The organism is Parabacteroides sp. CT06 (genome assembly GCF_002257605.1).
In the GTDB taxonomy this organism is placed as follows: Bacteria; Bacteroidota; Bacteroidia; order Bacteroidales; family Tannerellaceae; genus Parabacteroides; species Parabacteroides distasonis.
The window spans coordinates 3,103,929-3,129,462 of record NZ_CP022754.1; the positions used below are offsets into that span (position 1 = coordinate 3,103,929).

Genomic DNA, 25,534 nt, shown 5'->3' on the forward strand with positions numbered 1-25,534 from the left:
ACAACTACTTTTGTTTTGCGAGTGCAAAGAAAGAGAATAATATTGGAATTACCAAACTTTTCCTTTCTTTTTTATTTTTCCCTCCGAATATTATAGAAGTAGAGAAAATGAGCTTACCTTTGCCTATCAAATAGATAAATAACGAAAAAATGACTTATACAGAAACTGTAATACCGGGCGTATGGATCATTGAGCCAAAGGTATTGAAAGATGTGCGCGGATACTTTATGGAAGCTTTTAAGCAAGCGGAATTCGAGGAGCATATCGGAAAAATCCAGTTCGTGCAAGACAACGAATCTTGCTCCTCTAAAGGCGTATTACGAGGATTACACTATCAGCTAGCGCCCTATTCTCAATCTAAATTAGTCAGGGTGATCAAAGGACGGGTATTGGATGTAGCCGTAGACGTACGTGAAGGCTCGCCCACATTCGGCAAATATGTAGCTGTAGAGTTATCGGACGAGAATAAACGCCAGTTATTCATTCCACAGGGATTCGCCCACGGATTCCATGTATTAAGTGACGAGGCTATCTTTACCTATAAAGTAGATAATCCATATACTCCGACGCATGAACGGGGAATCCGCTATGACGATCCCACGGTCCATGTAGATTGGAGCATCACAGATCCGGAATCGATCAACCTATCCGAGAAAGACACCAAGGCTCCATTGCTGAAAGACGCTGAGCTTAATTTCAAATACTAAACACTGTACAGATATGAAAACTTACCTAGTTACCGGTGCCGCCGGTTTTATCGGTGCCAATTTCATCAAACATATGCTGGCGAAATATGACGATATCAAGATCGTTGTCCTAGACTTGCTGACTTACGCAGGTAATTTAGGCACCATCGCCGAGGATATCGATGGAGTACGTTGCGAGTTCGTGAAAGGCGATATTTGCGACCGTGCCTTGGCCGACCAGCTATTCGAGAAATACAACTTCGATTATGTCGTGAACTTCGCCGCTGAAAGTCATGTGGACCGAAGCATCGAAAATCCCCAGCTATTCCTGCAAACCAACATCCTTGGTACACAAAACCTATTGGACGCCGCACGAAAAGCATGGGTTACCGGTAAGGCCGAGACAGGTTATCCAGTATGGCGTGAAGGCGTACGTTTCCATCAAGTCTCTACCGACGAGGTCTATGGAAGTCTAGGTGCCGAAGGATATTTCCACGAGACCACGCCTTTAGATCCCCGTAGCCCGTACAGCGCCTCCAAGACAAGCGCGGACTTATTCGTAAAGGCTTATCACGAGACGTATAAGATGCCGGTATCTATTACCCGTTGTTCCAACAACTACGGGCCTTACCATTTCCCGGAAAAATTGATTCCTTTAATTATAAAGAACATATTGGAAGGTAAATCCCTACCTGTATATGGTGACGGCACAAACGTACGCGACTGGTTATATGTAGAGGATCATTGCAAGGCGATCGACGCCGTCATCCACCACGGACGTGTGGGAGAGGTTTACAACGTAGGCGGTCATAACGAGAAGCAGAACATCGAGATCGTAAAACTCACGATCCGGACGATCCATCAACTAATGACCGAACAACCGGAATATCGCCAAGTATTAAAGAAAAAAGAGATCGGTGCCGATGGAGAAATCTCTATCGACTGGATCAACGACAGCTTGATTACATTCGTAAAAGACCGTCTGGGCCATGATCAACGATACGCCATCGACCCGACGAAGATCACCAACGAATTAGGCTGGACACCAGAGACCTGCTTCGAGGTCGGTATCGTAAAAACCATCCGTTGGTATCTTGAGAACCAAAAATGGGTAGAGGATATCACCGGTGGAGATTACATGAAATATTACGAGCAAATGTATGGATCACGTTGATTCCTCAACGTGACCGTGTGTATGTGGATGAATCTCAGAGAGGCTGTTTCCTAATTCGGGAGCGGCCTCTCTTATTTGTTTCCGGATCGTCTCGCGTATCTCCTCACGCACATTCCTGCGGGTACTATCCAGTTCCGCTTGCTTGGCAGGTTTCAAGAAATCTTTATATTTACATTTCACTATCTTGAACTTGAAATCATCCAGATTCCCTTTTATATCGATACCCAACTTAAACGGTACCGGCGATTTTAAAACCGAGAGATGGTAATCGAATGTCATATCCAAATTATGCGTTCCTCCTACGGCTACTTTATACCGGTCCATCTCCACCAAGAATGGGAATACCTCGATCTTGTTATCATGGATCGCTAAATCTACCGCTATACTATCAATCATATTCCGTTTTTTATTCTTGAACATCAACGTCTTCGATATCTCGGTAAATGTCTCACCATCCAGCAGCACCATATTCTTTCCGCTCAGGTAGCAAGAGGCATTTACAGACGGCAGCAACACGGACATCGTAGAATCCGCCTTGCAAGTCGCCGTCATCTGGCAATCTACCATGCCTTCGAACGAACGAAGCATAGGGACCAATGTGTCGATATCCGGGAATAAACTGATTAACCGTTCCACTAAAATATCATTTAAGGACAACTCAAATCCCATAGTCGCCTCTTGATCTGTTTTGGTCGTATAAACCATCGTCAGATCTCCGGAACCGATATTCGAGCTCATACATAAATCGCTCAGATTGATACTTTGATCCCGGATTACAACCTCACCTTTCACATCCTCCAACTTCAGATCCTTAAAATCTATTTTTTTAGCATTTGTATGAAGCGTCAGATCCAAGAATTTCGGAACGACAAATAGTTGAGAGATCGAATCCGTAGCGACATTATCCACGGTATTCGCTAATAGATGATCCGTCTCCAGTACGGAGATACTGTCTTCCGAGAAGGCCCCAACCGAATTGGATGCCAATTGATCAGAAAACTGCAAACCTTTACCTATAGCTAGCATCAACTGGTTACAATCGATCAGATCGGATCCCAACTCGAAATTCGCTTTCAGCTTTCCTCCCCGTAGCATGGCCCGCCGGATGTCGCTAAGCTCTCCGCTCAAAGTAAGATCGCTCTTTCCTAAATGCAGGCGGGCACCACTCAACGTCATATTGTTAGTATTGAATTTCACGCTTGTCTCATCAATATACATCGGAATGGGGAATAAGCGGCTAAAGCCCCTCAATTGCTTAAACCTCACTTGTCCCCGAGCCTCCCATTGGCGTAAGACACTGTTTGAGGAAGCGACCGAATCCACTTGCGACCGCTGTCTATTCGCCCTTCGGGTGGTCTGCGTGCGCCTGCGCAAGGTATCACCGGCGGCAATACGGCGTTCACGTTGTTGACGAATCGCTTGCCGATAAGGTAATGCTTCCAAAGAGAACTGGCTTTCCGTCAGAACCATACCCGTCCGTAAAGGGATAAGAATATATTTTAAGGTGTCCACCGAGATCGTAGCTCCCGCCATAGGGATCCGCTTATCTGTAGAAGAAGCCTTGATGCCCCCTTTCAACACGGTCTTACCGGCCACCATCCAGGTAGAATCCGGCAACTTGGTGCGCAAATGATCAAATTCCAACCCTGCGGTCATAGGGATAACAGCCGTTGTATCAATAACCGGCGTCGTATTGGCTACCATCTTCAATCCACCGATATTCGTACTGATCTCATCCTTATACTTTATATTCAAGGTATCCACCGATAGATTAGCGCTCAACAATCCTTTCGCATTCAGATATTTACTTTCATTTTCCGTAGATCCTACAAACAGATTCGCCCCAGCGATATACATATCCACGCCTAACGGCTTACTAAACGCCTTGAAGCGATCAACCGTCAAATTGCCGGATGATTTGACCTTGGCGAAGCGGCTATTCACGATATCATCCACCTTAAACACCGTAGATAAATCAGCCATCATGGTACCCTCCAGCAGCAGTGTGTCGGGATTCAAGAACTCTTTAGCCAAACGGGTAAAATCGACCTGCCCTTTCATCTCCGCCCGAATCGCGGGATTCCTCCAGATATCCCTAACCTCGCCACTCATGGTCAACGAGGTATTCAACCCGATCAATGTCAACTCCTCCAAAGAGACATAAGAAGAATCCGGGTAAGCGCCATTCAAATGTAAATCCACGTCCATGCGCAATGTATCGATCCCCTGTTCAATACCTTTTACATGATAAGAACCATCCTCTATCTTGCAGCATAAGTTCACGGTCGGAACAATACTATCCCCTAATTCTCCACGGATATCCCCTTCCAAAATAATACGTCCCTCAGCAAGTGTTTTATCCCGATCCTTAAAATATTCATCCGGAATAAAATGTAAGAGATCATTCATATCGGAAACCTTCAACCCGAAAGTCATATCGATCCGTGACGGATTATCCTCGGTAGCCGGTACCATAAAGCCATCCGCCGTAAAAGGCAGGTTATTCACCAGCAACTCCGCGTCCCTCAACCCAATCCGGCGAAGTCCGTCAGCCAACAACAAACGTCCCTTGAAGCGTAACGCTAACTTATTCGCCAAAGAATAAGACGGGCTACGGAATACGATCGAGGAAGAACCGGTCTCCACATCCAACTTATTTCCTCGTTGGGTCAAAAGGCCGTCTATATGTAAAAAGAAACCATCGATCGCCGTATATAAATCCTGCTGGCGGTCATCATAGACAAAGTGCCCATTCGTAATATGCACTTGCTGCAAATCTATTTTAGGCAATGGAGATGACGATGATTCATCTACCGAATCCATCTCACTTTGATAAATCTCCCAATTCGCCTTTCCCTCCTCATTCACATAACCATAAAAACGGATACTATCCATGATAACCCGAGGAATCGTCACCTTCCCGCTAAACAGATAATCCGTAGGGTTAAATACGACGATCGCTTTTTTGAAAGACAACAAGGAATCCGAAGGAATCATCAAATCCTCCTGATGTTCTATAGAATCCTCAGCCTGATGTGAGATCAAACGCCCATTTGTCAACTTCACTCCCAGATAAGGATACGTCTCGAAATAAGTCAACTCCACCCGCTCACATTCCAAGTGCGCCTCTATGAATTCGTTTGTTTTTTCTACGACCAGCGGTGTCAGCTTCTCCGGAGGTAAGACCGCCCATTTCAGTATACCAACCCCGATCAAGGGAAGTATGAAAAAGATCCCGACCAACGCAGACACAACAACCAGCAATATCTTTCTTATTCGTACCATACTCATTCCTTCATCTTATCACAAACAACACTAATTAAATTGTATGAGCAAAAATACGAAATACTATCCCAAAGACAACGCTTATCTCATAAAAAAAGGCCCCCCGCAATGAGAGACCTTCTTTTTACATCTTATTTATTTTTCTACAATTTATTTATCCAGAACCTCGTATTTAGAATGCTGGCTCTTGAACTCAGGAACGATCTCCTTCATCCGCTTCACGATCTGCATATCCCCCTCCACGACACAAGCACGTACCAAGGCATCAATCCGCAGATTGGCGTCAGCATAATCATACGCACGGACTTGGGCGATCTTGATCTTCGGATGAAAAGTAGGCTTGGAGGTCTCATCCTCATTGAGTACCTCCTCATACAATTTCTCCCCGTCTCGCAATCCCGTGAACCGGATCTCGATTCCCTTCACCCCGCTCAGACGGATCATCCGCTCAGCCAGATCCACGATCCGTACAGGTTTACCCATATCGAACACGAAGATCTCTCCCCCATTACCCATCGTACCGGCCTCTAGGACCAGCTTACAAGCCTCCGGTATCAGCATGAAGAAACGAATGATATCCTTGTGCGTCACCGTAACCGGACCGCCCCGCTTGATCTGTTCCTTGAATAACGGGATCACGGAACCGTTCGATCCCAGCACATTACCGAAACGAGTCGTCACGAATTGCGTACGCCCCCTCACCTTCCCATCCTTGATAGCCTGATCCAAGCTCTGCACGTAGATCTCGCAAATACGTTTCGAGCAGCCCATCACGTTCGTGGGATTCACCGCCTTGTCAGTCGATACCATCACAAACTTCCTCGTGCCGTATTTCACCGACAAGTCTGCGATCACCCGGGTACCGTCCACGTTGTTACGGACACTCTCCTCCGGATTATCCTCCATCATAGGTACATGCTTGTAGGCCGCGGCATGAAACACGTAATCCGGACGATGCTCCTCGAATAGCTCCTCCATGCGTTCACGCACACAAATATCGCTCACAACCGTATAGGATTCTATATTCGACCACTGACGAGCCATCATCAAGCGGACATCGTGTAAGGGAGTCTCCGCCTGATCTATCAAGACCATACGTTCCGGGGCGAACTGGGCTACCTGCCGCACGATCTCGCTACCGATACTCCCGGCGGCTCCTGTTATCAGAATCCGCTTACCGGTAAGCTGCTTCCTCACAGCCTCCAAGTCTATCTCGATCTTATCACGGGGCAGTAAATCCTCTATATTCACCTCCCTCAGCTGGGTATGGCTCAAGTCGCTCCTCCCGTCCCACTCTTGGGCGGCAGGAGTCATATAGATCTTTATATTCGCCTTGATCAGCCTGTCCACCATCTCCTGATTATTCCGGATCGCCTCAACCTTTAAGGGAGATACCAACAAAACATCGGCTTGCAGCCTTCTCATCACACCAATCAAATCCTCGTTATTCGGATAAACCTTGACTCCCATTAAATACCGATTCCCTATCTCTGTCTGATCCGAGATAAACCCTGCCAGTACAAACCGGGCCGGATCTTGATTCTGGATACTTTTCGCCAAACTCACCCCACCTTGCTTCACGCCATAGATAAAGGCTCGTTCCGCCTTAGCCACACGAAAAGTACTTACATAAAAATATTTCACGAACACACGCATCATCCACATCAAGCTCATAGCCAACAACGCGGAGAGGATCAGATCCCGTTTACGGATATACACCAAATAAGGAGAAAAGTCCGTCAACGCCTGAAACACGACTACGCAAATCAAGCCAAACAAAACGGCGAATCCCACCTTTTGCAAGTCCACGAAAGAGGAATAACGTATAATCCCCGAATAGGTATGGAACAGGCGAAAGCCTACCAGATAAGGAATCAGGCATACCAACAGCGTGACCAATAGATGTCCTAAGATATCCAAAGTCGACAACACACCATTATTCAAGGTATACACCAATAAGCCGGAAAATAAGATCAAGCAGCAATCCAGCAAGATAATACCCCAATAGGGTAAGGATTTCTTGGAAAAGTACCAGGTAGATAGTCGAGAAAAAAGGTTCATGATAACTATAGTATATTCTTCTTTATACAATCCACGATATAGGCCACATCCCCATCTGTCACATACGGGCCAGAAGGCAGGCACAACCCAACCTTAAACAAAGATTCGCTCACCCCATTCACGTAAGCCGGGCAATCTTTATAGACAGGTTGCTTATGCATCGGTTTCCACAAAGGACGGGACTCTATACCCATCGCGTCAAGTCCCATACGCATCGCCTCGACATTGGCATTCGGCTCGCAATCCGTATGGGTGTTAACCGCTGCGTGAGTCACACCGCCCGCACCACCAACAGCACCTTGTACCGTTGCTTGATAAGCATCCTCCTGTCCTTTCATCCTCAATGAAGGATCCAAGACAATCGTATTCAACCAATAGTTACTATCAAAACGACCGGAAGGATTCTCATGCAAAGTGATCCCTCTCACATCTCTCAACAGTTCCCGATATAAATCACACGTATGCTTATGATGAGCCACATGAGCGTCAGCCACCGTCATCTGACCACGCCCGATACCCGCACAAATATTCGACATCCGATAATTATATCCGATCCGTTCATGCTGGTAATAAGGATAAGCCTCCCGAGCCTGCGTAGCGTAGAACATGATCTCCTGCTTAGCCGCCTCGTCCGGACAAATCAACGCACCCCCACCACTGGTCGTAATCATCTTATTCCCATTGAACGACAGCACCCCATATTTTCCAAACGTACCCAACATACGTCCATCATAACGAGAGCCAAAACCCTCCGCCGCATCCTCTATGACCGGAATCCCATACCGATCAGCGACAGCCATAATCTCATCCACCTTATAAGGCATCCCATATAAGGCCACCGGGACAATCGCTTTCGGTGTTTTTCCCGTCTTCTCGATACGATCTTTAATAGCCTCTTCCAACAACGCAGGATCCATATTCCAAGTATCCACCTCCGAATCCACGAACACAGGTGTAGCCCCCAAATAAGTGATCGGATGCGAGGAAGCACAGAAAGTAAAACTCTGCACCAGCACCTCATCCCCCGGCTTCACGCCACAAGCAAGCAATGCCAGATGCACTGCGGCAGTACCGGCAGACAGAGCCACCACATGTTTATCTTCACCCACGAATTCCTCCAGATCCTTCTCGAATCCATTCACGTTCGGGCCTAGAGGCACGACCCAGTTCGTATCAAAGGCCTCTTTGATATACATTTGTTCCTTGCCGCTCATGTGAGCGAGACAAAGATAGATTCGTTTGTTCATATTTGATTCCTAATATTATTCTCCGTTAGCTATTTTCTTGATTATCTTACATCTGTTTCCCACAGCAAGAACTCCATCTGGGATATCTTTCGTTACCACCGATCCAGCTCCTATCACACACCAACGACCAATCCGCAGTCCAGGGATAACAATCGAACCTGCACCTATCCAAGAGCCCTCACCCACATACACATTTCCACAAAGTGTGGAATGGGGCGAAATATGTACATAATCAGCAATTACTGATTCATGATCTATAGAGGCACCCGTGTTAATAATACAATGTTTACCTATTTGAGCATCAGCTTGCACGATCGCTCCCTGCATAATGACAGTGCCCTCACCAATCGTAGCCGAAGGCGATACGATAGCCGATGGATGAATGGCTCTACCAAATACCCCCTGCATATGTTGGCTAATCATGCGACGAATACGGTTGTCTCCTATACTGATAATTAGAGGAAATAGATCAGACCTCCCGTGAAAGACTGGGTATCCATGAAGTTCCCTTATCTCAGAGTTGTCATCAATCAATCCCTCCACTTGCGAACCTTGCGCACACAAAATATCGATGATCACTTTAGCGTGACCACTTGCGCCATACAAATACATATCTTGATTTAATTATTTCCTGTAAAAAACTCCATCGTCGCCTGTCCCTCTTGTGAGATACCTTCACGCACAAAGACCTTTTTCAAGGTGATGAATAAGATTCTCAGATCCAACAGGAACGAACAATGATCCACATACCAAACATCCAACTCGAACTTCCTCGTCCAGCTGATCGCATTGCGGCCGTTACACTGTGCCCAACCCGTTATTCCCGGCCGCACCTCATGCCGACGAGCCTGTTCTTTACTATATAAAGGAAGATATTGTACCAATAACGGTCTCGGGCCTATCAAGGCCATATCTCCTTTCAACACATTAAACAATTGCGGTAATTCGTCGATCGAGGTGGAACGGACAAACTTACCTACTTTCGTCAAACGGTTCTCGTCTGGTAAAAAATTTCCATCAGTATCACGTTCGTCCGTCATTGTCTTGAATTTGATTACTTTGAATATTTTACCTTTTTTACCTGGACGGTCTTGTAAGAAGAATGCACCGGCTCCCTTATTGGCAAAATGAAGCCATACGGTAATCAGTAACAGTATTGGCCAGATAATAGTCAACACTACAAACACGAGAATGAAGTCAATCATCCTCTTAAAAAAGGATTTATACATATTTATTGATTATGTAAACACTCTATTTAGGACATAACCTCTTGAAAGATGTTATAGGGTACCTTACTCCTTTTACAAAATGACTGGACGAACTCTTCTTAGAGCAATGACTCCGTCTGATACTGAAAATAAAACCGTTCTAAATCTTCGTGGCTATACATAATTACTAAATTTTATTCGCTTCGAAGGTAGCTCGTTTAATTATAAGCCCTTTTTTGAGTACTTACCTAAATCATGGAAAAATTCCGTATCATAGCAGCCATTTCTTCTCCTGTATACCCTAAGGCTTTTGAAGTTTCTTCAATTGTCGCTTCAGGATGAGCATCACGATATCGCATCATTTTGTCAATGGCGGCAGGTATTACGAGACGGTATTTACCTTTGTTTTGAATATCAAATCGACTTTGATATATCTGACCTGTTTCTTCGAGCCTTTTCTCATCTACATTTTCATACCTTATGAACTGAGAGATTCCAGTGGAAAATTCTCCTTCTGGATTGTAATCGTAATCCCGCTTGAAGTTTTCATCCAATATCTTTCTTTTCATCTGCCAGAATTCAATAAATGTCGCTTCAGAAATCTGTTCCAGTGATTTTCCGTCATTGACAGGCAATGGATTCGTTCGTACTTTCTGACATTTTCTTGCTTTATCGAGGGAATGGTAAAAGTTCACCATTAAATCACCGATCATGTAATGTGCTGGAATTGTCGGTACAGGGATACCCAATATACCCGTCTGCTTCCCTTTGGTTTGATTAACCCTCTGAATAGTATAAGCACAATGCCCCATTTTATTACTGTTACTTTTTATTTCTCCAATTGTCAAAGCCAATGTTTTATCGAGAATCGAACGGTATTTTTCAGCATGATTGTCAGGAAGAGAAATTCCCATCTTTGATATTGACATACGCCAAGTAACAGACATCCAGAAAAGATATGGCACAGCATAATGATATTGCTTTACACCCCTCATGACATTAGCGTATTCTCTCTCTATCACGCTCAGACGTTCTTCACAATGCTTACAAAAGTAATGATCGAATGTCAGTGGATTATGTACGCTCGTCTCACCCTGTTCATCATCACGAAGATTACGGTTTATCAAACTTACGATTTTCTTTTCATCTGTAATATTGCGTCCAAGATATAACTGTCGTTCCCCTTTTCCAAGAGTAAACCGCTCTACAACCTCTCGGTCACGTCCTTTTTTGCCATCGTAGGAAAACAATTTTTCTATAAGGCAATGGGGTACCATGTGCGAACCTACAGCATCAGCCGTCCTTGATTTGCATAAAAGACATTTTGATTTCTCAGATCTTACATTGATTTCATCAACAGGAGGATAGACTATTTCATGAACTTTCGTCATGTCTTCACCATCCGCTTCCAAACGATCGGCATAATCATCTACATAACTCTGAAGATCTTTCTCCTTTTTTAAATAGTCCAAAATAATTGTATTTAACCGCAGATACTCTTTCTGTAACTGAAGCCTTTCGTCTTCCGTCAAATCAGCATTCGAAATTATATCTTCGTAGGCCAGCCTCCATTCCACAGCTCTGATCATCAGAGTCAAATTATCGTTCTTTCTGATGAAGTTTTTTGCTAAGAGACGGTTCGTCACAAAAAACAGCTGAAAATCGTTAAATGTACGATACTCATTATTCGTATATGATGCGACTTCATCAAGCAATTCATGAAATGCAGCATCAATAGTCTCCTCGTCACCAACAGGCAAGAGGATCTCAATCTTTTCAATGAGTTTCTCAAACTTTTCAAGCACTTTTATATCTATTTTAAACGTCTAATTCGCCTGTTTTCATTTATGGGTATGAGCCACCCATAAACAAAGAAAAACATTTTCTTCCGGATTCACAAAAATGGAATAAATATTATTCTATATGCTTCATGATCGTCTCATAGGTATGTTCGGTGGTATAGTTATCTAAAAAGAACTGATACCCATTTTCACCCATTTGTCGTATATCCGAGACCAACATTTTATCTATGGATTTCACGAATGTCTCTATTGAGTTACTTGGGCAGTAGAAACCATATCCATTCTCCTCCGCCAATGTACCCATATCACAAATAGGGTCTGTCACCGCTATAATAGGTTTACGCTCCATCAAGTAGGGCAATAACCGGCTGGGATAATTGGGAATGGTAAAACGATAATCCAAGAAAATCAACCCCACATCGCAAGCTTTGGCAAGCCGGTCGTAATCCTCCTTGGGTAAATGCTTAAAAAGAGAGACTGATTTAGGCTTACGCTCCAGCATAAAAGTTTCCAGCCGTGGATATTCCGTGCCATTACCCACAATTGCGAAATGACAATCCTCTCTCTCACACACCGCTTCCATGCATTCTATGAGGAAAGGTATTCCTTGCGGTTTCCCCATATTGCCGCCATAGATAAATATTGGCTTATTTGCTGGCAATCCATATTTTTGACGAATATGGGCAGTGTCCTCATACTCAACGGGAATCTCGGAAGGTACATCGCATGAGTTCGGGGCTATCTCCACTATAGCTGGATCAATCTCCGGATTATGTCCTATCACATACCTCACATTCGCCGGGCTCATGCAGCCGATGTAATCAGAGATCCGATATAAATCTTTTTCCTTTTCCCGAAATGACCGATAGAGGAATCCTTTCAAGCCATCCTTGGTTAACATCCCCAAATCCACAGCATTTTGAGGAAAGATATCCTTCAATAAAAGATAACTCATTGCCTTAGGATTCTGCCTTTTGACATACCGAATCACTTTTGTAAAAGTAATGGGCGGAGTGGAATAGAGAATAACATCAAACTTAACCTTCCCAAAATGTTTTTCTAACGCCGACTTGAATTGACGCTCCAACATCACCTGCCCCAATCCTTTCTCGATCAGATTCGTTTTAGTAAGATTCAAGGTCTTAACTCCCAATAAATGTACCTTGCCTTTATGACTAACCTCTGTTGGTAAACCTAATCTACGTTCCCTAGGATAAATGATATATACTTCATTCCCTTTGTCTCGAAATTTCCGCATCAAGTCCGTATAAATACCGCTCGTCTCTATATTTTTCAGGCCTGACACCATTGTCAGAAACAGGATATTCATCATTAATAGTATTTATAAAAACAGAATACGTATTTATTCTTTCCTCCAAACCATCTTATTCACCACACCGGCGTAACTTTGGATCAGTTTCACCACTTTGGTGGATACAATTTCATCGGTATAGTTCGGTACAGGTAAACCGTGATCACCGTTCAAGTTCATCTCGACTGCCAGATCTACGGCTTGTAACAGATCCTGCGTGTTGATACTCGCCAATACGAAGCAACCCTTGTCCAATGCCTCCGGACGTTCTGTAGAGGTACGGATACAAACAGCGGGAAAAGAATGACCCACGCTAGTAAAGAAACTGCTCTCTTCCGGTAACGTTCCGCTATCTGAAACAACACAGAAAGCATTCATCTGAAGACAATTGTAGTCATGAAAGCCCAACGGTTCCTGGCGGATCACACGATGATCGAGCTTAAAGCCACTCTTCTCCAAACGATTTCGACTTCTTGGATGACAACTGTACAAGATTGGCATATCATATTTCTCTGCCAGAGCATTAATACCAGTGAAGAGCGAGTTAAAGTTCTTCTCTGTATCGATATTCTCCTCCCGGTGGGCACTTAGCAAGATATACTTACCCTTCTTCAAGCCCAATCGTTCATGCACATCACTTGTTTCTATCTCGGTAAGATTCTCATGTAACACTTCCGCCATGGGTGAACCGCTCACGTAGGTGCGTTGCGGAGCCACACTACTGGCATTCAAATAACGGCGGGCGTGCTCACTATAGCAAATATTCACGTCACTGATGATATCCACGATGCGGCGGTTGGTCTCCTCCGGCAGGCACTCATCGAAACAGCGGTTTCCAGCCTCCATGTGAAAGATAGGGATATGTAGACGTTTGGCACCAATCACGCTCAAACAGGAGTTGGTATCTCCTAACACCAATACAGCGTCCGGCTTGATCTCCACCATCAATTTGTAACTCTTATCAATGATATTCCCCATTGTCGCACCCAAGTCATCGCCTACGGCATCCAGATAGACCTCGGGATCAGCCAGCTTCAGATCCTTGAAAAAAATCCCATTCAAGTTGTAATCATAGTTCTGCCCTGTATGAGCCAGAACCACATCAAAATATTTCCTACATTTATTGATAACCGCCGCCAGACGGATAATCTCCGGACGCGTCCCTACAATAATGAGCAACTTGAGCTTGCCGTTATTCTTAAATGTCGTCATGATTATTTTTATTTACCAGTTTCAAAATAGGTATCCGGACGACGGGGATCAAAACTCTCGTTCGCCCACATCACCGTTACCAAGTCCTCCGTATCAGAGAGATTGATGATATTATGCGTATAGCCCGGCAGCATGTGTACCGCCTCTATTTTTTCTCCACTCACCTCAAACTCAATCACCTCGTCTGTACCGATCTTACGCTCTTGTATCAAGCCATGCCCGGAAACTACTATGAAAAACTCCCATTTGGAATGATGCCAATGCTGTCCTTTGATGATACCCGGCTTGGAGATATTGACACTCACCTGCCCGCAATTCCTCGAACGAAACAACTCCGTGAAACTACCACGCTGATCCACATTCATCTTTAGAGGAAACGAAACCTTCTCTTTAGGTAGGTAACTCAAAAAGGTACTATACAGCTTCTTGGCAAAGCTACCCTGCGGAATCTCCGGAACCACCAAGGTAGCGGGTTGACTCTTGAATTCCTCCAGCAAACGGACGATCTCACCCAATGTTACTTTATGTGTGACCGGAGCTGCACAATAACGACCCTCTGGTTCCAAGATCGTATCCACCCCGTCAAACATACAACGATGCTCCTCTCCTTTCAAGGCGGATATCATCTCCTCTAGCAAATCATCAATGTAAAGCAACTCCAATTCCACCGCCGGATCGTTCACCATAATAGGCAGGTCGTGTGCCCTATTATGGCAAAAGGTAGCCACTGCGCTGTTGTAGTTCGGACGACACCATTTCCCGAAAAGATTCGGAAAACGATACACCAGCACCTTGGCACCGGTTTCCTCGCCGTATTTAAACATCAGTTCCTCTCCCGCCTTCTTACTCTTTCCATACTCAGAAGTACCAAAACGGCCGGCCAAGGTTGCCTGTATCGAACTGGAAATCATCACCGGACAGTTATTATGATGTTTCTTCAAGGTATCGAGCAGAGTAGAGGCAAAACCAAAGTTACCTTGCATAAACTCTTCTTGTTTTTGCGGACGGTTCACCCCAGCCAAGTTGAACACGAAATCACAATCCTTACAATACCGATCCAACTCCTCGGGAGTAGAATCTATATCATACGCATATACGGCATCCACCACTAGATCGCCATAACACCCTGCCTTTCCCGATTGGATATTACGCAATTGGGACACAAGATTCCGACCGACGAACCCTCGGGCGCCGGTTACTAAAATTTTCATTACAACTATTTATATCAGAGATTGCAGAAAAAGATCCAGTCCGATAACCTCAATCCTTGGGAATGGGCATTCTTTCAATACATCAAAATGACGATCCTCCGTCACAATGAACTTTGCGTTTGCGATAACCGCACAATCCACGAATTTATTGTCATCAGGATCTGATTTTATCAAATTAAACTTATAATAAGGAGTAAGGAAGCTAGTATATGGATTGTTCAAAATAACATCTAAGGTAAGTTTAGCCACCTCTTTTCCCGCCAGACGTTCCAAAATTTCTTCATATTCGTTAAGGATCTCTCCGGATACACATAACTCGTTAGTACCATCCAAGAACGATTACCATATTCGATGATACCGGCTTCTACTCGGAAGACTTTGAATCAAGCTATTGGTATCCAATACGATTCTACTCATCTTTCAAGTCTGTACGAAGGTGCATAGTCCTTAACTCGTCAAGCCTCTCCTGATTGAGAACTCCCGAATCCCATAACTCATCCAAGCGTTTGTCCAATTTTTGTGAGAAATAGTTCGTCAAGACTGTTTTCACCTCTAATAGCTTTTCCTCTGAGCCATCAAAAGCAAAAAACTTCAACAAATGTTGTTGCACAGGATTCAAAACTGTCGCTTCCATATTTTTTGTTTATTCATTCACAATGATACCTATACAAAGGTATACATTATTTGCAAACAAACAACACATATACGCCATCAATCTATTCGCTCCGGATCTCCTTAGCCTTAGCCCGCTCAATTAGCCCCAAATCCTCCTGGATAAAACGCAAGCACAGCAACAGTTTCTTCATGCCCCCCACATCCAATCGAGCGGTATTGTGGCTGTGATAATCCTCAACAACAGAGATCTCCTTGTTACCTTCGGTAAAGAACTTGTCATAATTCAAGTCCCGGTTATCACAAGGGATCCGGTAATAATCTCCCATATCAATCGCCTTTGCCATCTCTTCTCGGGTAACCAATGTTTCATACAATTTCTCACCGTGACGTGTACCGATGGTCTTCACTTCTGTTTCACCATATTTCGGATTAATCTGCGCATATGTTTCTTTCAAGGCCTGAGCCAATACCTCCAATGTAGCAGCAGGAGCCTTCTGCACAAACAAATCCCCATTCTCACCATGCGTGAAGGCATACACCACCAAATCCACGGCATCATCCAAAGTCATCATAAAACGAGTCATATTTGGATCCGTGATAGTGATCGGCTTACCATCCATCATCTGCTCTACCCACAAAGGGATCACCGAGCCACGGCTCGCCATAACGTTACCATAACGGGTACAGCAAATAGTAGTCTTTGCGTTCTGTCCCAAAGCACGACCTTGAGCAATAGCAACCTTCTCCATCATAGATTTAGAGATCCCCATGGCGTTGATAGGATAGGCAGCCTTATCGGTAGAAAGCACCACCACATTTTTCACACCATGAGCGATAGCGGAAAGCAACACGTTATTTGTACCCTCCACGTTCGTACGCACAGCCTCCATAGGGAAGAATTCACAACTAGGAACCTGCTTAAGGGCAGCGGCAGAGAACACATAATCCACACCAGTCATAGCGAAATCCACCGCTTCACGCTGGCGAACATTACCAATATAAAATTTCACCTTATGAGCTACCTCCGGACGTTGTGCCTGCAAGAAATGACGCATATCATCCTGTTTCTTCTCATCTCGCGAGAAAATACGGATCTCCTTTATGTCGCTATCAAGGAAGCGACGAAGCACAGCATTCCCGAAGGATCCCGTACCACCTGTTATCAACAGGACTTTATCCTTAAAAATTGACATGATATATAATTAGAATTATTACTTTTCGTAAGTATTCTATTTAGGGCATAACCCGTTGAAAGGAGGGAGAGGAATCCGTCAGCCTCACGGCTGGCAGGTCGTATCACATTAGAGCTCTCATATCTTTCCTGTATTTACGGAATCAACGGCCAGCAGACAATATTCTCTCTTTTATCCTCCTGCTATATTCTCCCACAAATATAGTCGAGAAATAAGCGACCGCCCAAGTTACGACAATAACAATCCCAAAAGCCATCCAGCTCCTTGTATATCCCAACGCTATCGCTATGTTTACAAAAATCATATGGTAAATATACACCCCATAAGAAACATCCTTACCAACATGAATCATTGGATACCGATAGGCAAATCCAATCATAAACAACGTTAAGAGTAGACATCTGATCATAGGGTATTTCATAACATATATATCCATACCCACAGACACATTTATCACATATAACGTAAAATATACCCACCAGAACTTTATTAAATGTCCTAACATCCGTTCCTTATATCTCTGGATAAAGACACCCGCAAAAAACAACCAAGAATAGGGTAAAAGCGTCTGCATAAACAGTTTTCCCACAAGAACCGGCATCAGTCTTGGCAGAATCGGGCAGATTCCCCCTACAACAAGCGTCAGTAACAAAAGAAAAATCCAAGTCTTTACCCCTTGTTTATTCAACCAATTCCGAAGCCAATAAATGAAAACATAGAATTGTACGATGACATTGATTGTCCACAATGCTCCATTAGGTGTGTCGCATCCATATCCTCTCAAACTATCCGGTGTCCAAAATTGAAGAACCGTTCCCTGCGTAAAGGTAAACAGTACATAATCGGACACAGGAACAGGCTTCTCATAAAACAAAACAATACTCAATATCTCTACGATCAAACAAACCCATAACTCGGGATACAAACGAAGAATCCTCTTTGAAAAAAATTGTTTAAAATCAAGAGTATTCTCCAACGAGTTCCAAATCAAGAATCCACTCAATATAAAAAAGATAGGTACACCTATGAACAAATCCAACGGCCAATTAATAATTTTAGAGACCGGCAAACACAAATGTTCAGACATATGCCCTATCATCACTTACAAACAGGCTAAAAGACGAAATAGGTTTAAGGAGTTTTTACCCCTAAAACAATCTAAATATCTCATAATAAACAACTTAAAAATACAATCTATCATTTAAATTCATATATAGATTTCCGTTCTATAAAGAAATGATTATATCACAGATTTTCCAATCTATAGTTAGACTTTCCCTCTACTATAATCAATCTAAAATCATCTTTTCTCCTTTTAATATCATAGCAGTTTATATCAGTATCATTGTTTTTCCGATTCATGGGAAAAGATAGTCTATCACACAATTTTAAATATTCATCCTCAAACTCTTTATCAATATCAAATAAAATCTGATTTGCGTAAATTGAATTCGCCAATCCTCCTTTACCCGAATGAATAAGAATATTATCCGCACATAATGCCTCTAATGCAGCCAAACCAAATCCTTCATACAGAGAAAGTTGGAAATAATATTTAGAGCGCTTCAATAGATTTATCTTATCTTCTTCTGAGACTTCACCTTTCAACTCCACAGAATCGTTCAAATCATATTTATTGATTATTGACTGAACAAAGGTTGTACCCTCACCTTTCCTACCCATAATAATAAATTTAAAGTCAGCGAAAGCAGGCATTTTTTTTAACTCGGCAAAAATCCGCAAAGCCTTATCCACTCCTTTTCTCTTCACATTACCCTCACCTCCCATCCATGCGACCGTGGTAAATAACTTTTCCTTTTGCGTGTCTGGAAAAAACAGTTTAGTATTAATCGCATGCTCACTATAGCTCAATTTCTTCTTTAAAGAAGATATTTTAGCAATATTCTTCAAATCCGATTGCGATACGATTATACAAGAATTAGCGACCCAATAACATAGTTTAAAAAACAGCACTTGAATTCTATAACTAAAAGGAGAAGCATAATTTGCGTCCAACGGATCAATGCCTCCGGTAAAATAAGTTTTTTTCCCAAAGCATTTTGCGAACAAAGCCGTAAAAAAAGAGTATCTATAAAAATAAGAAAATAGAATATCATACTTCCAAAATAAGAGGCTATCAAATATTCGATTAGACAGCCAAACATCATATCCTAAATCTTCCAATAAAGCAATATCGATCTGATAAAATTTTTGAGTTTTAAATAATTCAAGAGATTTCACACTTGAATAAAATAGCAACCTTTTCTTCATAACTTAATGTGTAAGTACTCAATAGAGAATAACCCTTTTTGAAAGAGCACATTACTACTTCCAAATCGAGTTTTATTAAAAGTAAATTCTGATTTCAACATTAACCACTGACCAATGAGATATTATAGGAGACCCGACTTCCTTTACAAAAAGACCGAAAAGAGCCGCCATGGGCAATGAATCCTTTTGATACTAGAAATAGAATCATGCTAAATCTTCACTGCTACAAATTGCAAAATCTCGTTCGTCACGAAGGTTGATCGTTTAGCTATGAGTTTTTTGAGTGCTTGCAAATAATCAAATCAGCACAATTTATATTATTACATCATTATTAATGTATAAAACTTGGAAATCTAAGCCTTCATTTTTAATATACATTTTCAATTATTTCAAATATTTTTTCAGCCCAGTTAAATTCTAACTCTTTACAGCGTCTACGTTCATTTTCTAACAATGCACATAATTTACTTTTATCAAGATAAAGATCTCTCAACCTATTAGCTATGTTTTCAGCCGTCAACTCAAACAATGCATCATTATTTAGAATTTCAGGTATTCCACCAGCCTTACTACCAATTACAGGAATACCATTATAAAGCGCTTCTAAAACTGTATTGGGACAAGAATCAGCACGGGATGGAACCACTAATATGGAACTCTTAGCTAACTCCTCATTGACAGTCGTCAATCTCCCCATAAAACAAATTTTTTCAGATTGATACTTACTTTTATATTGATCAAGTTCCTCCCCGTCACCAATCACAACAAACTCCATGTTATGGCCCTCATCCAGTAACTGTTTAGCCGCACCAAGCAAGAGATCGTGTCCTTTTCTTATATCCGAAAAATTACCTATAAAACAAACACGAAATACATTCTTTGGCAAAAAAGCAAGTTCACTTTTATATACCCATGATGGATTCACATTATTTATTTGAATAACTATTTTTCGACAAATTAATTTACTCAAAATAGGATGTCTCAAAATAAGCTTGTCACGATCATAATAACACTGCACAACGATACGCTTACTCCGAATTAAACATATCATTTCACACAGCCATTGCACTACAACCTTTGTATAGTACTTTAAATTCGTATGACTAATAATCGCACTCTCATAGCCTATCAAATCTCTCCTAATCATCAAATTAACATTACTCAACCCCATCAAGATTAAACCGATAGCCGGAGGGACATCAAAAACTACAATATTATCAAATCCCAGTTTTTTTATTCGTTTTATAGTGTGGTAATTCGCCCTAAGCAAAGCCAACTCTGGGAAAAGAAATTTATCTAAATAATCTCCTCTTGCTTCTACTATTTTTATGTGTTTTTTCACACCTAATTCTTGCAATTTAGAAGTATTTGTCCTAGAAGAAAGTACCACATCCCTATTCGTTGAAAATCCATAACGCACCAATTCCATAAAGCGTTTAATTCCACCTGTTAAATGCTTAGTTGCCAAATCACCAGTCGTATAAAATAAAATCTTAGACATACTATTTTTACAGTTTATCGAATCCATATACATACTCTCTACTTTTTTGTGATAAATAGAGACATATGATGACAAATAACAAATAATTATCCTTATAGGAATAAGTTACAGCCCCATAATCTTTCACCAACATGACAACCACCAATGCTAAAAGAACAATGGCTATACTATCCTCTTTCAAATAAAAACGCAACTTGGAAAAATGAAAATATATAGAATAAAACACTATTAAGCCCAATATACCACCACCTGCAGCTATTTCTGCATAGTTACAATGAAGATAAAAATCATAACCTGTCTTTTGTAATGCTAATATATGAGGGCATCCTATTCCTATCCCAAATGGATGTTCCAACATTGTAGAAAAACCGATCTCTTGTAGTTCACTTCTAACATTAGATGAGCTATCAATCACACCCTCTCCTGTAAATAAGGCAATCAATCCCTCCATACGTTCCATAATACCTTGAGCTACTTCCAAATGAGAGATAGCTACAAAAAAAAGTATCATAGCAAATATCGCCATTACAACTCTTAACATCAACCCCCAAGCATTCTTGCTTCTCAATATCTGTTTCACTATTACTAAAATAAACAGACCTGCGATAATCATGAAAACTGCTTTTCGGGTTCCACTGGCAAATACCACCAATATGGAAGGTAGAGCGAGTAAAATACTAATATTCCATTTCTTATATAAACAAAAATAGCAATTTATAACTAAAGAAAAAGCAGCAGCCATTGCAACATTATTAATATTAGCAAAATCAGACTCCATACGTTCTCCTATAGATAAAATAAGCATAACATATGAAAATCCATAATATAGAAAAGTGTAAATTACTACAATATAGCCACTCCACATAACCGCATACAATAGCCTGTTTAAATTTGCGTGATAGTATGTATTGTAAAGTATCAGCATACAAAGCGTAATATTTATAAGAGAGCCTCCTATTTCGTATGTATCAGAAGGGACTAAAGCCCATAGAGAAGTGGTATAAGTATATACTATTACAGATATCATATAGCTCATACAAAATCCTTTACGAATATGAAACCCACATCTCGGCATACTTATCAATATAATGAGAAGCAACAATCCCATCATGATAAATATGCCACTCGATAATGATGACAATATTGTGAAAGAAGCTATTAATAAAGTCACTAAAACATCAATTATAAAATTATTGCCTACTTTCATCATTTATTCGACTTCTCTAGTGTAATTATTATCAGCCATCAAACTCTCCAAGTATACATCAATCTTAAGCAAAGGGGTGATTGAGGAGAGGTAACTTTAACCATGAGCCTATCCTCTCATCCCATTCTTCCGGAGTAAATTCTTCTAATCCAGATCCATGAAAAAAAGTCATCTCCCCAAAATAAATCCGGCCATTCACGTTATAAAGATCTACACGAACATGAGGAATACCTTCAGAAAGTTTTCTGCTGATATACAACATTTCCTCATAATTATTAGGTTTTACAAATACTCGTTCATGCCCTTTAGGAAACTTAATCAGCAAATCCAAAAGATTCCATTCCGTATCATAAACATTCCTTTTATGATTGGTATAGCGATCAAAATCTATCTGTACCAGACGAGGTACTCCATCAAAACAAAAGAACTTGTAATCTTTTAACTCATAACCACTCTCATCAACCATATAAGCCTCTACTATAATCCGAGGAGTTACATCCTTATATGGCCACTCTCTATTCTGCTTGAAATAACGTCTTTTGAGGCCTTTACTCATAATTGAAATCGCTTTCTTCTTGTCAAGTTTTGATTTATCCTTACAAATAATAATACCACCACTATCGTGGGAACATTTCATTACGAATTGGGAAGGAAGTACATCCCAATCAATTTCATCAGCAGAATCCCATACGGCAATAGTCGGAATGATATATTTATCCCCTATTTTTTCTGCTACATACTCTTTAACTTTCACCTTATCCACCATGATAGTGTACTCAGGCTTGCGATTGTATAATTTGAGCCACTGTAGCTTTTCGTTAAAAGTGATGGGATTATCTAGGTTCAACTTTCGCCCCAATGATAATCGATAGTGCCATTTTAAATAAGTTCGGTCAGACCACCATCCTGCTGTTCTTTCCAATAGCACACTCAACACCAATCGAGGCCGCTTTATCGCTTTAATAAACTTCTCTACAACCATATCCTATCGTTTTCTAAGCATATTTAACGTTCTTTCCCTATGAGCTTCACAATCAATGTAATTAATCAAGCATTGTACTCGTTGTTTGGAGATAAAAGAAGGTAATAAACCTCTGCTACAAACCGCCTTAAGATAGCGATTGGAATATGGAGTAAACGCTAGCATAAATCCTTTTGAAGTCTGATCCATCCATTTTTCATGTGCTCTTTTCAACTTTGCATCTACCTGAATAATCGCATTCAAATCCGTAATGGTTTTATTGAATCGAGAAGTTACTTTCGAATTGAAAGGAACAACAGACGGTTTATCATTACATTGCTCATAAGGGAACAATTTCACCCGAATGGATTCCTTGATTTCAAGCATTACCATGTAACCTTCGTTCCAAACTTGCCCTGTACGCTTCAGATCATCAAAGCAAAAGTTTCCCAAACCATAACAAATAAATTTATCTTTGTAATACTCGTAACCACTATAACAATGCTGATGATGATTGATTACGGCATCAGCTCCACAATCAACAAAGAACCGATAGGTTTCTTTCATTCGTGGACTAGGAAGTTGATAAAACTCATGTCCTCCGTGTACAATCACAATTACATGATCAGCATTCCGTTTAGCTTCTGTAATTGCATAATATTGCTGTACAGGATTCAAAGGGTTACATCCTGGTGTTGTCGCTGTGGCAATTGAAAACTCATGCTCACAACAATTGATAATTGCTAATCTTTGACCTTGAATCTCTTTATAAAATACCTTTTGAGCTCCTTGTAGGTTCGGCCCTACTCCTACGATATCTATACCATATTTCTTACAAGTTTGTAATGTATCGTTCAAGCCCTCGGCACCAAAATCGTATGTATGGTTATTAGCTAATGTTGCCATATCAAAACCAGCCCACTTAATAGCCTCCACTCCATTTTCAGTTGAAGCCAAATTGGGACCACATTTTAGGATCGGCTTGTATTTTCCAAGTACAACAGGTGACTCATAATTCACTATAGCATAATCAACAGACTTCACAATAGAAGTAACCTCGCCTAATATGGTTTCATACTCTTTCTTTTCTATAAGTGTCTTTACTCTTTCCGATGGATAAAAATCTCCCGCTACAAGTATTCTCATTATTTCAAGTATTTTTTAAGATTAAGAAGAATGTCACGTTCTTTAGGAAACGTCATCATTACAGAAAAGTATATTATAGCCGCAACAGCGCAATACGATAATTGCAAGTATATTCCTGATCCTAATCGTCTCAAAGCCCCAACTCCTATTACCATAACCATGGAGGCAACCAATGATGGCAAAACATTTTTCACCATAGCAATAAATGATATCCCTGTCAAACCATACAGTATAATAACATTTATCAAGATTAATGTCAATCTCACCAACGCTCGTATATCACAAAGGAAATCAAAGCCATAACTAACTGCCCAAAGAACTGTCGGTATCAAAAAGGCCATGTGAACCACTTGCGCTAAAGTTGAAAGTTTAGGCTTTCCTTTCGCCCTGAATACTTCACTGCAATAGTAAGCAAATACAATTGTGATCGAGCTAGTCAATCCCCACAAACCGATAAAATGAGAAGCTTCTCCCCATTGATCGCCAAGCAAGATATCAGTAATTAAATCACTAAACAGAAATATGCCTACACCTAATGGTATTAGCAATATGCCAACAATTTTTTGGAAAGAAAAAAACATCCTTCTCAACTCCCTATTATCATTCTGTAATTTAGACAAAGAGGAAAATAGCACGGGAGTGGTAGCCGAAACTATAAGCCCCATAATCTGCCCAACTGTTGACATAGATGTACGATAAACACCCAAATAATGTTGACTAAGCATCGTTCCAACTATAAATATATCAATGTAACTCGTCATCCATATACTTATAGCCTCAAACATAGACCATACAGTAAAAGAGTACATTTCTTTCAGCAAAGAAATACGATAAAAAAAGTTCGGTTTCCATTGCGATTTTGCTGTTAAAATAAGAGCATTAGACAAATTCAATACTATCATACCTATAATCAATGCCCAATAGCTACGAGTCAGAAATGCCAATGGAATAGTTATTACCAGAGGTATCATTATACCTACGATCCGTACCCAAAAGAGTGTTTTAAAATCAAACGAACGTTTATATAATGCCATCTGAATACTAGAAAAAGCAGCAAGAGGAATGCAGAAACATGATACAGCTATTACATCTCCACGCCCTTCATTACCAACTAAGGTGGCTATATTCTCTGAAAAACAAATAATCACCAACCAAATAGCTAATGATAACACTAAATTCGACCAAAATGCGACTGTAGAAGATTGAAACAAATCCTTATCTGAATCAAAATTGTGCTGTATGAGATATTTTTGAAAACCGGCATCCGTAAAGATTTCAACAAAGCTGATAACCATTGTCGCAGTGACCAAGATACCAAAAGCATCAGGTGTAAGTAAACGAGCCAATACCATCGTTGAGACAGGAGCTACCAGTTTTGCGGCAATCTCTGTGATTGCGGACCACTTTGTAGCCGTCACAACTTGTTTATTAAAGTCCGACAT

The 25,534-nt window shown here is 41.3% G+C and carries 21 protein-coding genes; 2 read left to right on the forward strand and 19 right to left on the reverse strand.

The features are described 5' to 3' along the window. The first annotated feature begins 149 nt into the window (after positions 1-149). Positions 150-707, forward strand: coding sequence for a dTDP-4-dehydrorhamnose 3,5-epimerase (gene rfbC / locus CI960_RS13430; protein ID WP_005854973.1), 558 nt, complete (start codon positions 150-152; stop codon positions 705-707). Positions 708-720: 13 nt separating this feature from the next. Continuing rightward, positions 721-1,860 carry a dTDP-glucose 4,6-dehydratase gene (gene rfbB / locus CI960_RS13435; RefSeq protein ID WP_005854971.1) on the forward strand — a complete coding sequence of 380 codons (1,140 nt, stop codon included), beginning with the start codon at positions 721-723 and terminating at the stop codon, positions 1,858-1,860. Here rfbB and CI960_RS13440 read toward each other — a convergent pair. From CI960_RS13440 to CI960_RS13530, 19 genes are all read right to left on the reverse strand, one after another. Then, positions 1,852-5,151, reverse strand: a complete 3,300-nt coding sequence (locus CI960_RS13440; protein ID WP_080598088.1) for an AsmA-like C-terminal region-containing protein — start codon at positions 5,149-5,151, stop codon at positions 1,852-1,854. The two genes, rfbB and CI960_RS13440, sit on opposite strands and share 9 nt — an antisense overlap. A gap of 144 nt (positions 5,152-5,295) precedes the next feature. Further along, entirely contained in the window at positions 5,296-7,206 is a 1,911-nt protein-coding gene (locus tag CI960_RS13445) for a nucleoside-diphosphate sugar epimerase/dehydratase (protein ID WP_005854966.1), read from the reverse strand. A 5-nt stretch (positions 7,207-7,211) separates the two neighbouring features. After that, positions 7,212-8,453 (reverse strand): DegT/DnrJ/EryC1/StrS aminotransferase family protein, encoded by a 1,242-nt coding sequence (locus tag CI960_RS13450; protein WP_005854963.1) that lies wholly within the window; start codon positions 8,451-8,453, stop codon positions 7,212-7,214. Positions 8,454-8,468: 15 nt separating this feature from the next. After that, complete coding sequence (locus CI960_RS13455) at positions 8,469-9,065, reverse strand: acetyltransferase (RefSeq protein WP_005854953.1); 597 nt, start codon at positions 9,063-9,065, stop codon at positions 8,469-8,471. Between the two features lie 8 nt (positions 9,066-9,073). Further along, positions 9,074-9,682: a sugar transferase gene (locus CI960_RS13460; RefSeq protein ID WP_036628635.1), complete on the reverse strand. Its 609-nt coding sequence runs from the start codon at positions 9,680-9,682 to the stop codon at positions 9,074-9,076. Positions 9,683-9,909: 227 nt separating this feature from the next. After that, positions 9,910-11,466, reverse strand: a complete 1,557-nt coding sequence (locus CI960_RS13465) for a hypothetical protein (RefSeq protein WP_005854948.1) — start codon at positions 11,464-11,466, stop codon at positions 9,910-9,912. Positions 11,467-11,575: 109 nt separating this feature from the next. Continuing rightward, positions 11,576-12,793 carry a glycosyltransferase family 4 protein gene (locus tag CI960_RS13470; protein ID WP_005854946.1) on the reverse strand — a complete coding sequence of 406 codons (1,218 nt, stop codon included), beginning with the start codon at positions 12,791-12,793 and terminating at the stop codon, positions 11,576-11,578. Positions 12,794-12,826: 33 nt separating this feature from the next. Beyond that, the gene (locus tag CI960_RS13475) at positions 12,827-13,987 is read right to left on the reverse strand and encodes a UDP-N-acetyl glucosamine 2-epimerase (RefSeq protein WP_005854944.1); all 1,161 of its coding nucleotides are present in this window, start codon (positions 13,985-13,987) and stop codon (positions 12,827-12,829) included. 8 nt (positions 13,988-13,995) lie between these two features. Then, positions 13,996-15,198 (reverse strand): capsular polysaccharide biosynthesis protein CapF, encoded by a 1,203-nt coding sequence (locus CI960_RS13480; protein ID WP_094582388.1) that lies wholly within the window; start codon positions 15,196-15,198, stop codon positions 13,996-13,998. Between the two features lie 9 nt (positions 15,199-15,207). Continuing rightward, positions 15,208-15,531, reverse strand: coding sequence for a putative toxin-antitoxin system toxin component, PIN family (locus CI960_RS13485; protein ID WP_005854940.1), 324 nt, complete (start codon positions 15,529-15,531; stop codon positions 15,208-15,210). Between the two features lie 76 nt (positions 15,532-15,607). Next, a complete protein-coding gene (locus CI960_RS13490) occupies positions 15,608-15,832 on the reverse strand; it encodes a hypothetical protein (protein ID WP_005854938.1) in 225 nt (74 codons plus the stop codon). An 82-nt stretch (positions 15,833-15,914) separates the two neighbouring features. Further along, a complete protein-coding gene (locus CI960_RS13495; protein ID WP_005854936.1) occupies positions 15,915-17,006 on the reverse strand; it encodes a polysaccharide biosynthesis protein in 1,092 nt (363 codons plus the stop codon). 142 nt (positions 17,007-17,148) lie between these two features. After that, complete coding sequence (locus CI960_RS13500; protein ID WP_005854935.1) at positions 17,149-18,093, reverse strand: acyltransferase; 945 nt, start codon at positions 18,091-18,093, stop codon at positions 17,149-17,151. A gap of 158 nt (positions 18,094-18,251) precedes the next feature. After that, positions 18,252-19,277 carry a glycosyltransferase gene (locus CI960_RS13505; protein WP_005854934.1) on the reverse strand — a complete coding sequence of 342 codons (1,026 nt, stop codon included), beginning with the start codon at positions 19,275-19,277 and terminating at the stop codon, positions 18,252-18,254. 367 nt (positions 19,278-19,644) lie between these two features. Beyond that, positions 19,645-20,778, reverse strand: a complete 1,134-nt coding sequence (locus tag CI960_RS13510; protein WP_157262030.1) for a glycosyltransferase family 4 protein — start codon at positions 20,776-20,778, stop codon at positions 19,645-19,647. Between the two features lie 7 nt (positions 20,779-20,785). Continuing rightward, on the reverse strand, positions 20,786-21,988 hold the full coding sequence (locus tag CI960_RS13515; RefSeq protein WP_036628629.1) for an O-antigen ligase: 1,203 nt from the start codon (positions 21,986-21,988) through the stop codon (positions 20,786-20,788). A gap of 61 nt (positions 21,989-22,049) precedes the next feature. Next, entirely contained in the window at positions 22,050-22,967 is a 918-nt protein-coding gene (locus tag CI960_RS13520; RefSeq protein ID WP_005854930.1) for an ATP-grasp fold amidoligase family protein, read from the reverse strand. Positions 22,968-22,970: 3 nt separating this feature from the next. Next, the gene (locus CI960_RS13525) at positions 22,971-24,092 is read right to left on the reverse strand and encodes a CapA family protein (protein WP_005854928.1); all 1,122 of its coding nucleotides are present in this window, start codon (positions 24,090-24,092) and stop codon (positions 22,971-22,973) included. Further along, on the reverse strand, positions 24,092-25,534 hold the full coding sequence (locus CI960_RS13530) for a lipopolysaccharide biosynthesis protein (RefSeq protein WP_005854926.1): 1,443 nt from the start codon (positions 25,532-25,534) through the stop codon (positions 24,092-24,094). Before CI960_RS13530 ends, CI960_RS13525 begins: the two co-directional genes overlap by 1 nt.